A 17,367-nucleotide genomic window follows, 5' to 3' on the forward strand; every position below is an offset into this window, starting at 1 on the left:
TTGTGGCAGTTGATCCAAGCGAGCACTCTGTGTGTCATTGCCATTAGACTTGACCAATGCGACGACGCGGAGAGACTAACAAGGCTCACTTCGCACTTCTTTTCACTGCGTAGTAGCTCTCTCCCACACCCGAAACCGCAGCCGATGAACGCAAAAGTTCACTCGCCTGCGCAGCGGGTGCCGAGCGAAAGTCATGGCGCGGCGGGCTACCCGCTATGCGCCAATATCCAAACCCTTGGTCGAGCAGCACGAGGACCTTTTGACCATCGGCGTATTCAAGCTCGAGCTTGCGGCCGTGGTCCGAATTCTCCGTGACCTGGAGGTCGACATCGAGGCCAAACCTTTCGCCCAATAGCTCTGCTACTTCCGCTCGGTCGTCTTCATACTCCCAGTCATGGAAGATCCGATGGGGTGGCCGATCCTTCTTCAGTGGCTGGACCAGGATATCGACTTCAACTGGGCTATCCGCCTTCAGGTCAGAGGATAGAGCTTCGCACGTGCGCAGAAATAGGAGCATGGGTAGAGGCGCATTGAGATAGCGGTCGGCGTAGGTGATCCGCACAAGACTGCCAGGGCTCCAAACACCAGCCGCTTCCATCTGCTGCTTCAGTTTCGAGCCAAAGCGTTTGCCAAACTGGCCAACCGGGCATTGCCCAAAACCTTGCATCAGCTCGACCTGATCACCAGCCGCAACCTGTCGCTCCAGATCATCCGGGTTGATCGGGTTGTAGGCGGTGGGGCCGCTGAGAGTACCGGCAACGACAGCATGCGTATCACCCAGACCCCATCGCTCCCCCGGCTGCGCCGCGTTCGCATCGCGTGAGAAGAACCCTGTGGTACGATCAGACGAGATCAATTCGGCCAGGGGTTTGCTCTCGAAGGGTGCGTCTTCTCCTTTGCCCAGGGCCAAAGAGAATTCGAACCGCACAGAGGCATCGCGCAAAAAGCGCCGTTCGACCTCTTCGAGCTTATTAAAGGAACTCGGATCAAGCACGAGTGTCACCGGAACGCCGCGGGCAGAGGCGGCAGAAAAGAACGTGCGCATCTTGGTTGAGGTCAGCTCTGCCAGGTCGAACACGGTAGGTAACAAGACGGAGATGCTGTCTCCACTTCGCGCTCTCAAAAGGAGTGTGTTCGCCGCGTCATTGATTGCCCTAGCATCAGGGACCGCACGGTCCTCCTGCGGCAGTTCAGCATTTGTCTCGAGAAATGCCTGAACCGCGAGGAGAGCAGACCGCCGGTCGAGACGCCCCTGCTGCTTGTAGAGATCGGCAGCAAGGACGCAGGCCGAACACCCCATTTCGCATTCCTTGGGGCAATCGAGGACACGGGCCGCCCGTTCGAAGACATGATGGATGTCATCGAGAAGTCTCGGAGCGTATCCGGCACCTCCAGATGCCTCATCGAAGAGGTAGACCGACGGCACTCTGCGACCGAGCTTGCCGTCTCGAGCTGCCACGGAAATTCCAAGCTCGCGCGGCTCGATTCCAAGCCAGCGTGCAAGACTCTCGCGCAAGGCTGCCCCAAGCGCCCAGGCCGCGCCGTCACTTTCCAGCCCAGGCAATTGCAGCTCAACCACATCGGTTAGAACTTCATGGCCCAGCGCTAGAGCACTCGTGATCGCATAACCTTCGTCATTGCCCGGACAGCGGTCTATCGCCTTTCGGTTCCTCGGCGTAAGCGGCCAATGGTCTTTGAGAGCGTCGGTCCCTGCATCCCCGGCCCGTCCGCACTCCAGGCAAATCTCGTAACCCTGGTCGTTGGGTCCACGCGAATGATGGTAGATGTAACCTTCATGCGAAGCCCGGATCCGACCGGTTTCAGGCTGCAGCATGGGTTGCCAAAGGGCATCACCGACACTGACCTTCGGAGACTTGGGTTCGATATAGACAGCCTGATCGGTGTCGGCATGCGGCTGCGCGTTCCAGTCGACGCGGAACCCGGCCGGTTCAAGAAACTGCTCAATGGTAATGCTGCGCTCGCCGCAATGGGCACACTGGTCAGGCATCTGGTGATCGCTGCCCGCCCCACCACAATGGTCGCACCACCAGGCCCAACGAAGGTTCTGCGGCTCACGCTGGCCACTGTCGATCGGGCTAAGCCAGTTGAGGGTGACCCCGGCCGATTTCCAAACCAGCCCGTCTACAACGACCTCTGCCCCTGGGGCATACTCTCGGATGGCGATATCGGCGTTGCGCGTCGGGCATTCATAGCGCCGATCACGCGCGCCTTCCTCTTCCGGACGATTGCGCTCCTGCGCCTTCTGCGTCTCGGCGCATAGGGTATCGAACGGAACAACCGATGTCGGAAAACCGCTTCCAGGGATAAGCGAGCGATTGGCAAGCTCCTTCAAGAGGAACTCCTTGCACAAGCGCCGTGCCTGAAACTCGATCGCCTTCTTTGCCGGCCCTTCGAGCGCGTCCAAGTCTTCCTTTAGGCGCTGCCATGTACGACGGAAATTCGCAGCTTCCTGCTCAAACATCTCCGCCGCATGCCCCCGGATTTCGGTGTCGTATTCGAGACCTGTCCCCCTGAGGAGCCGCAGCAAACCTTGTTCGGTTGCGGATGCCGTAGTTGGTAGATCGAGCCATTCGCAAAAGGCATCCACGGGAGCGAGACCTTCGAAAGGACGAAGGTCAGCGCGACAGCCGAAGAAATCCCCGGTCTTGGTCCGGGCAAACTCCCCCTCAACCTCGCGAAACCATTGGGCGAGCAGATAGGCGTTCGCATGACGCTGTGCGATCCGATCTGAATCAAGCGATACGCGCGGCGAGGCGAGTTTACGGCGCAAATAGCCCGCAGGATCGGCAAACGTTTCAAGATCGAGAGGTGTATTGCGGGCAATTGTGAGACTTGTCGAAAAGCCCTGTCCGCGGCGCCCAGCGCGACCGGCCCGCTGATTGTAGTTGGCGATCGAGGGTGGAACATTGGTCATCAGCACTGCTTCGATCGAACCGATGTCGACACCCATTTCCATGGTGGTCGAGCAGGCAAGTAGGTTGATATCGCCTTCCTTGAATTGCTCCTCGAACTCCCGGAGTCGGTGCGGGGGCTGCTGGGCACTGTGTTCCTCGGCCCGCAGATAAGGCGTGGCGAGCGCGGCCTGATCGTGAAGATCGGTCCAAAGGTGCAACTGTCGAAGGGCTTGGACTTGCTTGTCCTCAACCAGCCAACCCCTGATCTCCTTTTTATCGGCTAACGAGAGTGGTCGCGTGCGTGGGACATTAGAAAACTCAACCGGCAAGACCGCTTTGCCGTCGATCTTGCTTCCAGACCCAACAAGATTGGGTGACCTGCCAAATACAAGTCGCGGTAGAACGCGACGCGTTAGGGGGCATTGCCAAGCTCGATCGACCGCCTCGATCTCGGCCTTCTGCTCGAGCCGCAGGCTGAATGTACCACCAACACCCGAAAGAAGGGGAGTCAGCTGATTCCAGGCGGCATGCATGACCTGATTGATTTCATGGCGGTCGCGCTGAGAAGTAAGGTCAAGGTTCAGAGCTGACGCCAAGAGAAGGATGGAGTCGGGCTGACGCCCCTTAGTGTTGACCAAAGGCCAGGAGACGTCGCGCTTGGCGCCAGGGGGCTGGTCGGGCCCAATCACATTGCGAGGCCGCGCGCGCCCAGGCATCCAACGCGCATCACCGTCGTCCACTTCAAGGGCAAACTGGCCGCGAAGATAGTCGACCATGTAGTAGAGGAAGCCGCGCCAATCTTCGATTGAATAGCCCTTCTGGCCGATAAGCTCAGGTAGCTTATCCGGGCCAATCCGCTCGATATCCGGGAAACGGAGCCGTGCCAGGCCAAGCGTCTCCATCGCATTGGCATTGCGCGGACGACGGGCAAGTTCGCGCAAGAGCATGAAGCGCGCCAGCGCTTCCCGGTTATCGTGAAAACGTTCGCTGCGATCGAGGTCCCAGACCTTGGCCATCATGCCAATGGCTGGCTCAGAAGCGAGCCCGGATACGAGGTCCTTCCAGGATATTCCGGTTGTCGCGCCACCCGCGAGCTCCGCGTCAATCTTGGCGATATCATCCTTGAACGCAGGCATGTCTGCCACGAGGTTCGCTAGAGCAGCCTTCTTTTTGAGCAGCTCTTCCCTGCGCTCATCGGTCAGGTCGCTACCCTGGGCAGCCTTCTGGACGGCATGGTAGATAAAGCCGCGGACAAAGCCCCGCTCACCGTTGGTTTCAATATTGGCAGCGAAGCGAGCTGTTCCCTGCCTGCTGTCTGAAAAGCTGATCAGCTGACGGCCATCGAACGGCAGGGCGTGTTCCGCCTGATGTGGCGACACACCCTCAAGGAGGATCGGTGCCGCATTCTGGGTGAGGAATGGTGTGCCAAAGCGAAAGGGAAAGACCGCCGGTCGCCCGCGCCGCTTGTTTCCGAGACAGGCCGGGCAACGTCCTTCGTCCAGCTGGGTCAGATGAAAATGCCCTGCCTCGCCAGTGAACTCGCCGCTGGATACATCGAAAGCGGTCGCGGTAGCTTCGGATTTCGGATTAATGGCAATCAGCCGCGGATGGCCGATCCCCTCGTGCTCATCTTCTTCATCGTCATCATCATGATCGCGATCACGATAGCTATTTTCGCGAAACTCATCTGCATCATGATCACTTCGCCGCGGTACGATCCTGTCGCCCATGTCATCGGCCGGGAGGAAGGGCTCGCCACAATCGAGGCAGTTCTGAATTTCGAACACCATCGATTGGCAATGCGGACATTGATCCCGATGGTCGAAGAGCACAGCGCCAAATGGCCAATCCTTGGGCCGCATCTCGCCCGGGCAGTCGGCATTGATGCAGGTCCAGAGCCCGGCAATTGCCCGCGTGAAGCTGTGCGCTCGCATCGGTAGGACAGGCTTCGCTTCGCTGGCATTATGGGCAGACAGATCGAGCAAAATCCTTTCGGCGTCGGGCGAGAGCGCCTTAAGCGAAGCCAGGGTCTGAGGCTCGCCTTCCAGCCTCTCGGCAACCGACGAAGCTGCCGGATCATCGGACGCTGTAAGGACCTTCGAGAGGTCGACCGGCTGAGGCTTTCCCACAACGACATGCGCCCGCTCAAGCGGAACGCCAGCAATGTCGGCAAGGAATCTCTGAAGGTCGTCGCGGGCCTTCTGGTCGTCAGCAGAGCCGATGGTCGCCGACGTCGCAACGAAGCGGACCTGATCCGGCGTCACATCGAATGCGTTCATCACCCGGCGAAGCAGGAGCGAGAGCTCCGCCGCTGCCGAGCCGATGTAACTGTGCGCTTCGTCAATAACGATCCAGCGCAGCTTGCCTTTTGATGCGTCGAGGATCGGACGATCCTCGCGCCGGATCGTCATGTATTCGAGCATCGTCTGGTTGGTAACAAGGATCGGCGGTGGGTTGGCCCGGAGGGTTTCGCGGTAAAGAACCTGATGCGGTATCTCGTGCTCGGCCTTGTCGCGATTGGACTTTCGCGCCGTTCCCATCAATCCGTTGTAGAGGGCAAAGCGGACATCGCCGCGAAGCGGCTTGGTCCAGGCTGTAAGGCGCTTCTCCTGGCTCGCGATAAGTGCGTTCAGCGGATAGAGCATGAGCGCCCGAACCCCTGTCAGAGGACCTTGCTCTGCGGACTCCCGGACCAGATCATCGAGCATTGGAACCAGGAAGCATTCGGTCTTTCCCGACCCCGTGCCGCTCGAAACCAGAACCGATTGCGGCTCTTGCGTGCTGAGCAGTTCCCACGTCGACAGCTGGTGCGCGTAGGCGGGGTAATCGAAGCGTAGATCAGTATCCGACGTTTGGGTGATCGCGTCGATCGTGCGCTGATGCAGCAGCGCTTGAAGTTGGTTGGGGCTCTTTCCTGAGGATACATAGCCGGGAGCAGCCTGAAAAAGCTGTTCGGAAAGGAGGCTACCGTTTGCTGGGTCCGTACCGGCAAGCGTGCTCCGGAGAAAAGCGTTGAGCCCTTCGTGCCGGATACCCGCCCGCGAGACCACCGCTTCGGCGAGCCCAGTCCTCAGCCGCTGGTGTACCTCCATCGGCGACAATCGGGATGTAGGGAGGGGATCACTGGCGGCCATTCTTGAGCTCCGAAAGGGCATAGCCAAAGGCTTTGGCAAAGTAGTCGGGGTGACGTCGTTCGACGTCCTTGACGGTCAGGACCTGCTCCTTCTCAAGAGAAGCACGTCCGGTAGCGGACAGAGCAGCGGCGAAAGGAGCATCGAAGACCCGCATCAGCGCTTCGACGAAGTTCTCTCTTGGCAGTAGCTCGCTGAAAGCAGGCCGAAAAGGGTTGAAGCCGCCGGCATCCATATTGATGCCCTCGCTCGTATGGCTCGTGAAGTGGTTGCGAAGCTCTTCCCAGCTCAACGGCGAGAAGTCCCGGCAAATGAGGGGTGCAAGCTGCGGCGCACGCGCCGCGATCTCGTTCTGACGTTCCGTGATGTTTGCCAACGCCCACTGAGGGTCATCGAGCCGGCTGACCAGATAATTACCTTGAGCCTGAAAGGCAGTGTCCCAGGCCTTGATCGGCAAAAGGGACCAGCTTGAGCACAGGCCGTCAAACAGCTCTAGGATCGTCGAGAGGTGTTGCTCCTCGCAGCGATAAAGAAGGAGCGGCGCAAGCGGACCGGCAATCTCAAACTTGCTGAAGATTTCGAAGGTTTGCGGAGGCAAGCCATTGAGCGACAGCGCCAAGTCCATGACTGCACGAATGGTCTGGGTCGCTTCGGAAGACATGGGCTCGGCAGCGAGTTCCTCCGCCAGCCTCACGAGGTCCTCGCGCGCTTGCAAAAGAGGCTGTGCCATGGCCCGGCCGAGCCTGTGTTGCGGCACGTCGTGAACCGGATCGCCGTCGATAAACTTTGGCCTCGTGAGGACGCGAGCACCTTCGCGCAGATAGACGAGCCATGGACCGCGCAATCGTGGCAGCTGAATCAATTGCCCTCCGAGGCCGCCAAGCAATCCGTCAAACGGACCGAAATCCACTTCTTTCTCGGGAGCTCCAAGAAAGCGGCCGCCAACGCGGACATCCTCGCCGACAATGGCCGTCTTTGGACGCAGCCCTCCCGAAGGTTCCCACTCAAGAGAATTGCCGAATTCCGTGACGTACCAGTTGTCATTGCTGCCGTTGTGAAAGTCGAGCCGGACCTGGGCATCGATGCCGAGCGGCCGCATCAAGGCGGCAATGTCGTTCCGCAGAGCCGACAGGCCAAGTTCGACATCGACCTTCCAACTCGCCTCAAGCGACGCTCCAGCGTGATGGGCAACTTCGCCCATCAGCATCGCACGGCCCGGTGCACGGGCAACGGTGTCACGAAGATCGGCAAGACCTAGGACAGCTTCGCGCCTGAAAAGTTCGCCATCCCAGGTCGTCAGCCATTCTTTCGATCGCAATGGCACATTGAGTTCGAAGGTGGAGCCATGGTCGGGGGTGAGGCGCAAGCCGAGCAGCGCGCGACGGGGCGGATCGATACGCACCCGCCAGCGACGGTCTGCAATCGGCGTTTCATCGCTGAGCACCGCTTCTCCGGTCCAACCTTCCAAAAGGATTTCCGCATGGGCCGCATTGATCCGCTGGCTGAGTGCGAATTCAGCCGGCAGAACCAGTGCATTCGTCCGGTCCCGAACATGCTTGGTCGCTCCATCGAGCCAGGCGAACTCGCAATGCCCAGGACCCGCGTTGACAAGATCATCGCGCCAGGTGCTTTCCCCTGCAAACCGCCAGCCGACCTCTCCACGCGTTGCAGTGCGCCGGGAAACCCCGTCTTCGACTTCTGCATGCAGCGGATGTTTGATCAACCGTTCGCCGCCGGGTGCCTGCACACCGGTCGCCTCTTGGGCGACTATGGTCAGGCGATCCTTACGATCTGCACTCTGTCCCGTCCGCACCAGAAATGCGTCGCCATTGGGCTTCTCGGCGATGATCTGGCCAGCACAGCGGTAGAGCGAACGACCAGGTGCAAAGGCGAAGTCCTCGGCTTCGATCTCTGTATTGCCGTCCTTGCCGCGAAGCATCCAATCGTGCGGAATATCGACAAAGACTGGTTCGGCGCGATAACCGCCCGACCCCTGACCGATAAGGGAAAACGCGCCTAGCTCGGTGTCTCCGGTCCGCTGCTCGAATATCCGCAGTCCATGTCCAACCGCTTTGCCGCCCGGCAGGACAAAGCTTTGAGCGAGTCTTTCGCCGCGCGCATGGAATTCGGCGGTGACGGAGAGGTCCAATGGAAAATCGATCGCAGCTTCGCTGCGCATAGCGCGCGCGATCCAGCAATTGCCTGATTCAACCTCCAGGTAAGCCAGCCGACCGGAGATACGGTCCGCCAAGGCACCCGAGGGCTGAAGAAACACCCGGACATATTCACCTGCGGACAGCACACGATCCTTGTCGTCCCAGCGACCTTCAAGATGGAAATCCAGGCTTTCGCGCCATTCACCATCCTGCGAACGCATCAACCGTCCGACCCGGATACTCCCTGTTCCGGTCAGCTTTCTGGCTTCAAGGAGCGTATCGATGAGGCCCGCAGCTGCCCCGTCGAGCGTCATCGGCAGTTCATCTCGCCAGTCTTCGTAAGCGTGGTCCAGCCGGGCCGAGTAAGGGCGACCGTCAACTGGCACTTCCTTGTCGATGAATGCACGAAGCTCGACGATCTTGAGGGCAAGTTCACCGCAGATTGCGTGCATTTCCGGGCTGCGCCAGATTGAGGGAAGCAAATATTCGTTGCGTTCGCAGATCGAGACAGCGGTAGCTATGTCCTGAATGTCTGCCCCGAGCAGCTCACCGACTGCCCGCTCCAGGAAGCGACGCGGCCAGCTCGCACCGCCTGCGATTGCTGCTGCAGGAAAGCCCCCATGCCGCGCGAGATTGGAGAGACGCTGGTTTCCGTGCGCCGTGATAAGAGGTTCAACGCCCCAGGCATCGAAACCGCGGTCTGCAAGTGCCCGCCATTCCGATTGTGGGAGTTGGAGCTTCAAAACCGCTTCGATATCGGCCCAGCGCTGCATGCCGCCCTGGTAGGAGCGCCGAAACCAGTCTGCCGCCCACATGACGAAAGCTGGAGCTAGCGACGGCCGCAGCAAATCCGATGCGAGATTGGCAGCAAGCTTTGCTTCGATCCGCTGAAAAATTCCCGGTGCGAGCTTGTAGCGGTAAAGCGGCAGTCCGGTGGGGCGAGGTAAACCAAGATCCCCGCAAGTCTTACCCAAAGGATGCGGTCCGCTATCTGCTGCCCTGGCCAGCTGGATCGCGCGGATCATCAGGATACGCGAGCCGCCGCTAGCGTGAATGTCATCGGCAATCTTGCGCAGCCGAACCGGGTCATTTTGCGCCGCGTCGATTTCAGATTTGAAATCGCGTCCTTCCATCCCCGCACTCACCCCCGGCACCTCTCGCAATCATGGATGCCAGACAACACCCTCACTTACCTCAACATCTCTGAACGTTACTTCATAATCAATGATGAAGGTCAGGTTTTTCAGTGCATTGCCCGAGAGGTCGAAATCGAGCCCTCGTAAAATGCATTCACAACGCAAGACCAGCGCGCGTTCATGACACCGTCGATACCCCGTCCAAGATCCCAGATGACGGTATCGCCATTCTCCAGTTTAGCCCTCACGAAACGATCGTGCAGGTCGCCGCCCGACCGCCGTGACTTCTGTGCGAGGTGGAGGGGAACCGAGGCCAGCATACGGTTCCACCGATCTTCAAGGTCCTGGCGCTGGTCACGCGTACTTTCAGGGTCACGAGTCTGCACGGAATCGGCGTCGAATGTCACGATTTGCACGGCCGCGATTTCCGAAGCGAGCTGTTCAAAGCGACCGATGAAATTGATGAGGCGCCCGCGAGCCTGCTCGTCAGCGCAACAATAGGGGTCCTGGATTTCGAGCCGTTCTACTCGCGCGTCGCGTGCGTACTGCTCGAAAATTGTCCAGTCGCGTTGTCCATATTGTTCAAACACGACCCGCTGAACGAAAGGAACGCGCGCTTCTGCCGCCTCGACGGGAGTACGCACGGAGAGAATGGGGCGCCGGTTTTTGCGCTCGGCATTGCTCGATGCTGTCTCACCAGGATCAAAGTGAGACTGCGAGCGCGCCGCTTCTTCTAATCCTGGTTCTGCCGCGTGCTCCGCAGCCGGATCAAGGTTTGCGGAACTCGCTGTGTTGTCGCTCGCGGGTCCGCGGGAGCGAGCACTCTCCTCGTCTCCCGTCGGCTCTTCGATTTCCGGCTGCGCGACTGGCGGGGCAGGCGGTTCCGAATGTCGAATACTCGCGCTGTAATCAGTGTCTTGAAGGTCCATTGGCGCCTGCCCTGCGGCGGCATACGCACTACTTCGATCACGGTTCTCTGCAGGGCGCCCGTCGAGCACATCGGAAAGCAGGTCTTCTACATCGCGATCGCTCTCCGGCGGCATGAGGAGACCCCGGCTCAGCGAACGCTTGCGCTCCATGAGGGCGTCGAGACGCTGGTCGAAGCTTGAAGGTCCGATTGCTTCGTCCGGATGGACAGCCATCGGGATGTGAATGGTCACCGGCCTGGTCTGACCGATCCGGTAGGCGCGGTCCGTCGCCTGATCTTCAACGGCCGGATTCCACCAGCGGGACAGATGGATCACATTGTTTGCAGCGGTGATCGTGAGTCCCACGCCCCCAGCCTTGGGAGACAGGATGAGAACGTCGAATGAGGCTGGCGAACTCTGAAAGGCAGTGACCATCTCCTGGCGCTTATGGCCCGCAACCTTCCCGCTGATGCACATCGGGCGGCGCTCGAGCGCGAAGCGCTCCTGAATTGCCATCGCGAGGAAGGCCTGCATCTCGAGATCTTCGCAGAATAGCAGGGCCTTTTCGCCGCGCTGCCTGACCTCCTCAAGGATTTCGAAGGTCTTCTTCAGCCGTGCAGATTGCCCGATGTACTCGTCGATGTTCGAAATTCCGCGCGGCGGTGACGGGTGGAGCGATGTACCGCGCAGCATATGCAGCACTTTGAGCATCGCACCCTGTTCGCCACTTTCCCGTAGCGCTCGCGCTCTGGCCAGCACGAGGTCGTAGGCCTGCGCTTGCGCGGTTGGCATCTCGACCGGATATTTGCGGGCCTTCTTCTCCGGCAACCCGGTCAGGATTTCGTCCTTCATCCGGCGCAGCATGAAAGGCGGAAGTTCTTTGTCACGCTCGATCAGACGGTGCTGGAGATCGCCAAGGCGCTCGAGATCGTTCGCAGGGAAGCTGCTTTCGAATTCCCGGCTCGAGCCAAGAAAACCTGGATAGACCGTATCGGCAATCGACCACAGGTCCTGCAACCGGTTCTCGACCGGTGTGCCCGTCATAGCGATCTGGATTGTGCCGTTCAGCGCCTTTGCGGCGCGGGTCATCTGGCTGGCAGGATTCTTGAGCTTCTGTATTTCATCGTAGACGATTGCAGCGAACGGAATGCGCGCGAAGCTCATGTGATAATCGCGCATTGTTTCGTAGGTCGTCAGGACGATCCCGGCGTCATTCCATTCGGACACGTCGAGACGCGAGGTTCCCCCGCGAATGTCGCTCCCAGCCTCGAGACGGAAATTGCGCAGGTTGGCGCCGAACGCCTCGACAACAGGCCCCATGAGCTCTGCCTCGATGTGCTGCGAAAGCTCGTCTTGCCAATTCCTCAGAAGACCTGTGGGCGCGACAATCAAGACGGGCTTCGGGTGAGGCGTTTTGCTGCGCAGCCACAGCAGGAACATGAGCGCCTGGAAGGTCTTTCCGAGCCCCATATCGTCGGCGAGCAAGACGCCCGGCATGCGGCGCTCCCAGGCCTCGGCAAACCATGCGAACGCCTGCACCTGGTGAGGCTTGGGTTCCGATCTCAGTCCCTTGGGGAGCTCGGGAACATCGAAATCCTGCACTTCGGCGTCGGGACGAGGCAGCCGCGCATAGTCCAGCTGCTCGAAATTCTCTCCGACCTGAAGGAAGAAGATATCGACGCTCTCGCGTTCGGTTCTGTCCGAGGCGCGTCCCTCGACCTCATCAGCGATCTCACGTTCAAGGTCTGCAATTGCTCGCGCAGCCTGCAGGGTTGCAGGCGTCGCGGGGATGCTTTCGTCGCGCCAGGCGATCGTTTCCTTGCCTGCATCAATCGCTGTCTCGACTTCGCTTGCGATCGTTTCAGCTTCACCTGGAGCCAACTCGACATGACGCGCGTCGGGCGGATCCCCGATCCGCAATCCAAACCCTTCGGGCAGCCAGCTGTTCGGCTTGGGTTTGATCCAGGGCAAAACCGGCTTTTGCCAGACCTCGATCCCGCTGACCCGCTCGGAAAACTGCTGTGTCTCGATGAAGAGACGATCAGCTGCCTCGTCATCGCCTGCCGCGTCAAGCTTGAGCTCCTCACGCAGGATACGTTGCGGCGAACGCAGGAATTCGCGCTTTTCCTGTGAGGTGCCCACCTGCTTTGCGCGCACGATGTCGAGGGCCTTGCCCAGCATCGGGTCAAGAAAAAGGAGCGTTCCGTCGGAAAGCAGATAGCTTCGCCGCCCGCCGTCCTGACCCCGGAACCTGCGCTGAAAATGCTGATTGTCCTGCGGGGTAAGCAGCGACGCTTCTTCTTCGTCGACCAGGTCACCCTCAGCGCTCTCGCTTACGTTTCTCGAGAAGAGGACGGGGTCGAAGTCGAAACGTCCATGATCGGTCTTTGCGTTGAGTGAAAAATTGGCGGCATAGGCAATCCGGACACGCTCGAGAAAGCCATCCGCCTCGATGCCGGTGCCGATGTCATCTCCGAGCGTCGAACGTAGCTCGGCAAAGGCAGCACGGCGCTGATCGGGATCATCAGCCGCATTGACTGCAAGTGCGGCCTGGAAGGCCGAATAGATCGGCTCGGGAATTCGTCCCACACGCCCGCCCTCTCGCAGACGCGCGCCAGCGATGTCGGCTCGAACCGGCAGACCACCGCGGCGGACCCATTTCGTATCGACTTTGATTGTTCCTTCAGCGAGCGAACCTCCCGAGTTGAGCTGAAGGGTTATGGATGTAGCCGGAGGAAGGCCGAGGGCGAATGCGTCGGCCTCATCGAGCCGGGCAACGATCTGCGGTGGAAGGACTATGCCTTCCGCCTCCTCGCTGATCTGACCATCATCATCGAGAGCTCGGGCCAGCGCCAGAGCGGCCTGACCAGCTTCAGGGGCTGCTCTGGGCCACTCCGAGACCGGCACAATTCCGCTTGATGCTCGCCGGAAGAGCCCACCTGGCTGTTCGCGGAGAAGCGCAATCGTCTCACCGCCGCCCTCGATCTGTGTGGCAATGAACTTGGTCGTTACCATCGATCATTCCAGTTGCGGCCCCGGCCTCGCCCGAAACGGGGATGCGCGATTGATGTCCGGCGATGGATGATACCGGCGAACTTGCCTTCCCAACCAGGACTCGCTGGGACATGGGACTCATACTCGAAATCCGACCGTCCGCTGGTGGTCCGCAGCTTCCCGCCGTCGTAGACTTTTGCGTAGAGTTTCGGAGCTCCGGGATCGGTGTCACTCCAGAAGCGGCAGGATCCGTTATCGCTCCATTCCGATATGCGCAGATCGCCTATCTGCATGATGATGGATGAAGACTGGGAGGGACCTCCTCGAATTTGACCGTATTCTGGTCGTTCGCCACTCTGGCGAATAAGAGAATCGATTTGATGTTTCGCGCGTGATCCCAGCGCGGGCCATGCGTCGGTGACCAATCCTTCATCAAGGTATGCAATCCAAAACGCTTCGCGTTGCTTCCACTGATCAGGCCGATCCGTGGTCTTCGCGATGGCGCGGAAGAACTCGCGCATGGCGACTTCGGTAAGCCAGCGCTTGAACACCTGAGTGACCTCGCACGCACGCTCTTCACCGATCGACTCGGCGAGCGATCGTACGATCCTGTCCCACCGGGTACGCTGGAGACGCGGATCACCCACCTGATCGAGCAGAAACTCGGAAATTGCCTTTCGATGCTCGGGTTCGGGTTTGGTCCTGATCCAGGGTTCTAGCAGGGCGCGGACAACCAGTTCCAACTGACCCGCCTGCGCTTCTGTATCAAACATACGCAGGATACTGCGCTGCGGGCCGACTGCTTCTGCAGGCTGAAGCTGTGCGGTTGCCTTGCAGGTCTCGGCGAAAGTTGCCTGACCAAACCCGCTCGCCGCAAGGTTTGCGCCAAGACCTGTCTCGCGCATCAAATGGGAAATGCCGTCTGCATCGCGCGTAACAAAATCGCGCGCCACTTTGGCTGGTCCCATCTGCGGCTTGAACAGATCCCACCGTGCGCCGCGCTCGCGCCATGCCCAGTCATGCCGAACGGCAGCGCGGGATGCAGCTTCTGCTAGCATTGGCATGATCGAGCGGCCTGTCGGGAAATAGGTAAGGTAGCCATCGATCACGGCCTGGTCGGAACTGCGCCGATGATCGACATCGGCCCGTTCGAGCGCCGCCACGCCCAGCTCATCGAACTCCGGGTCGCACCATGCGCCGCGCAGGACCCTGTTGAGCTGAAACCGCGGTAACCCGTTTGCGCCGGTATCGGCCGCTCCTCGCAGGAATGGCTTAAGCTCAATGACGGGCTCTGCTTCGCCCACACATGCATCGAGCTTTGCCAATTGTCGCTGCAACTCAGGCTGTGTCGTCGGAGGTTTAGCCAGTCCAGCCGATGCCAGGGCCTCCATTCTCGCGATTGCAGACCGCAGCGAACTCATTGCTCCTGCCTCAAAATATCGCGGTCGAGGCCGGCGCTTGGCGTCGTCATCAGGAAGCGCAAGTCGATCCGACGATTACGCTTCTTGGCTTCTTCGGAGTCTCCACGATCGACGGGACGGTCGGGACCGTAGCCGCTCAGACTTAGGATCGGTGCCGAGCCGTCTTCTCCCGCCGGTCTATTGAGAAAACCGCGCAGGGCCGGTTGGTTGCGCTGGAGCATGGTGAAGGTCGTCTCTGCCCGGCGCACCGAAAGTCCATAGTTGTTCATGCCACCAGACATGACGTCGGAGTCCGTGTGCCCCTCGACAAAGACAGCATCGATCAAATGCGGCGAGCGTTCGCCTTCGCAAAGATCGGAGGCGGTATAACACGGCAGGACCTCAACCATGGCGCTGGCAACTTTGCTGATGGCGGCCTGCCCCCTCTCCGTCAGTTCCCATTGGCCTTTGTCGAACAGGACATCGTCGGGGAGCCTCAGAACTCCGGTCTTTGTGTCGATTTCTACCTGGAGCCCTCGGTCTTTCAAGGACTGCTGCAGATCGTTGAGGATCTCGGCGCGGGTCCTGTTTGCGCCGGTCAGCTCTTCGGTCTTGGTCTGCAGATTAAGGGCAAAGTAGGCTAACAGGATGATGAAAATAAGAAGCAGGCCGACCATCATGTCCGTCATGGACATGAAATAGCTTTCGCCCTCCTCAGGCGGCTTCCGGCGAACCACGCCTTCCATTATTCAGCGGCTTCCCTGTTCTGGTTTGCAAGGATGCCGGCAAGTTCCTCGACGGTATCCCGCAGGGTCGTGAGCGGTTCGAGTGCGCCGGCGAGCTGCGCCACACCATCGCCCAGAGCCTTGTCGATCTGGCCGACCCGTTCGTTGAGGTTCGACGCATGGTTGCCGGCAGCATCCGAGATCTTCTCGATTGCGTCACCAAGAGCGCGGTCCACATCTTCGAAGCGAGCACGATATTCCGACCATGCGGAGGAGGCCGCACTCGCGGTCTCGCTTAGCGCTGCCGCAAGCTGGCGCATTTCGTCGCGAGCGCTCTCGGATGACTGCGCATTTCGGGAAACGATGGTCTCAACCGATTTGACTGCTTCGGCTATCGAGACTGCCGACTGGCGTACAGGCGCGGTTGCCGCCTCAACGTCGTTGGCCACCGTTCCGAACGCCGTCGCCAGATCGCTCGAGCGAGCGGCGACTTGCTCGATCGCTCGCGCGTGATCTCCGATAGCACTTTGTGCGGTCGAGAGACGGTCCGCAGACGTGGAAATGGCATCGCCCGCGTCTTTCATGCTGCCTACCAGCGGGCCGCCTGTCTGGTTGAACCGTTCAACGAACTCGGAAAATGACTTTTCCATTGCCTCCTGGCCGATCCGGGCCGCGTCATTCGCCGCGCGTGCCGAGGCTTCACCCATCTGACTGGCCGCCGAGGCGAGTCCGGATTTCATATCGTCGAGCGTATTGCCAAGATTGCTCAACAACTCGTCCATCCGCTGTCTGGCAAGCTCGCTTGCCTGCTCGTTTTCTTCGCGCATGCGGTCCGCTACGACGCCGAAATTGCGGTTGAGCTCGCCAAATGCTGACCGCATTTCTTCCGAAGCCTGGCCAAAGCGCCTGACAGCTTCCTCGATCTGGCGGTCAGCTTCGCCGGTCTGTTTTTCGATACGTTCGGACATCGTGGCCATCGAGACGGTCATTGCGCCAATGGCATCTGCGAGGCCCGCCATCTCTGCACCGGCACTTGAAGCGATCGCGTCGCGGACGGCTTCACCCCCGCCACCGCTGATCTTGTCGATGCCTTGCTGGATCGACCCCAGATGCGTGATCATGGGCGCCATCTGCTTTTCCAAGGCCCCGTCGAGGGCGGCAGCAAGCTGTTCGGAAAAGGTGCGGAGTGCCGGAGTCTGCTCTTTGAGCTGTGCCAGCTGATCGCTCGCGATCCGTTGCGGCGGCAGATAGGCCATTCCATGCTCGAGTTTGTCACACAGCATGGACAGCCCATCATTGATGCGCTTGCCGAAGCGGTAGTCATAGGATCGAAGGACGATGGAAGCCACGATGCCCCCCACAGAGGCCCAGAACTTCGCTCCCGCTACCTTCATGAGATCATTGAGCCGCTCCTGCATCGCATCGACACCGCCGCTGAAGTCGAGTGTCGAGAGAGCTGCGATGATGCCCAGGAAGGTGATCAACAGGCCGATGGCGATAAAAATATTCGCAAACCAGTTCAGCCCGCGATGACGGTCGCCAAGATTGACGAAGAAGTGTTCGGGACGAGCGGAGTTCTGGAGAACATCGGCCGAGGGATCGACGATCGTTTCACGGTATTCCTCCCAGGTTCTGCGAAGGGGAAGCGCCTCAGCGTCATTCGCCTCCATCATCTGGGCGTCGATATCATTGAAGCGGCGCGCGAACTCGAGGCGCGCCTGATCGACATCGGCGGTGCTGCCGCCGGTTATCTCGTCGAGCAGGCAAACGCGGGCGTCGATCGCATCAGCAAGAGGGGCATGATATTGCCGCTTGTAACGGTACGCGATTGCAAATGCTGTTCCGATCAGCACGATCGCCAGAAATGCCGCCATCGCATCGCCGATGAGCGGGATTTCCGTGAAGAAGTAGATCAGCCCATGGCCAAGCCATTCGGTAATTTCCATGCAGCCCCCAGAAGCCCGTAAAGGTAACGGGCTCCTGCGAACCGGTGCGGAAGCAG

At 59.8% G+C, this 17,367-nt stretch carries 6 protein-coding genes; all 6 read right to left on the reverse strand.

Annotated elements, in window-relative coordinates; genetic code table 11:
* Positions 1–85 precede the first annotated feature (85 nt).
* The 6 genes from JI59_RS07195 to zorA all read right to left on the reverse strand — a co-directional run bounded on the left by JI59_RS07195 (position 86) and on the right by zorA (position 17,311).
* A complete protein-coding gene (locus JI59_RS07195) occupies positions 86–6,007 on the reverse strand; it encodes a DEAD/DEAH box helicase (RefSeq protein WP_238532544.1) in 5,922 nt (1,973 codons plus the stop codon).
* A 28-nt stretch (positions 6,008–6,035) separates the two neighbouring features.
* A complete protein-coding gene (locus tag JI59_RS07200) occupies positions 6,036–9,335 on the reverse strand; it encodes an STY4851/ECs_5259 family protein (protein ID WP_007013435.1) in 3,300 nt (1,099 codons plus the stop codon).
* 110 nt (positions 9,336–9,445) lie between these two features.
* Complete coding sequence (locus tag JI59_RS07205) at positions 9,446–13,261, reverse strand: SNF2-related protein (RefSeq protein WP_007013433.1); 3,816 nt, start codon at positions 13,259–13,261, stop codon at positions 9,446–9,448.
* On the reverse strand, positions 13,255–14,661 hold the full coding sequence (locus JI59_RS07210; RefSeq protein ID WP_174888135.1) for an EH signature domain-containing protein: 1,407 nt from the start codon (positions 14,659–14,661) through the stop codon (positions 13,255–13,257). The genes JI59_RS07205 and JI59_RS07210 overlap by 7 nt, the downstream gene beginning before the upstream one ends.
* On the reverse strand, positions 14,658–15,386 hold the full coding sequence (locus JI59_RS07215) for an OmpA/MotB family protein (protein WP_006832463.1): 729 nt from the start codon (positions 15,384–15,386) through the stop codon (positions 14,658–14,660). The genes JI59_RS07210 and JI59_RS07215 overlap by 4 nt, the downstream gene beginning before the upstream one ends.
* On the reverse strand, positions 15,386–17,311 hold the full coding sequence (gene zorA / locus JI59_RS07220) for an anti-phage ZorAB system protein ZorA (protein WP_007013431.1): 1,926 nt from the start codon (positions 17,309–17,311) through the stop codon (positions 15,386–15,388). The genes JI59_RS07215 and zorA overlap by 1 nt, the downstream gene beginning before the upstream one ends.
* Positions 17,312–17,367: the final 56 nt, after the last annotated feature.

The sequence above is a fragment of the Novosphingobium pentaromativorans US6-1 genome, from assembly GCF_000767465.1.
Taxonomy (GTDB): domain Bacteria; phylum Pseudomonadota; class Alphaproteobacteria; order Sphingomonadales; family Sphingomonadaceae; genus Novosphingobium; species Novosphingobium pentaromativorans.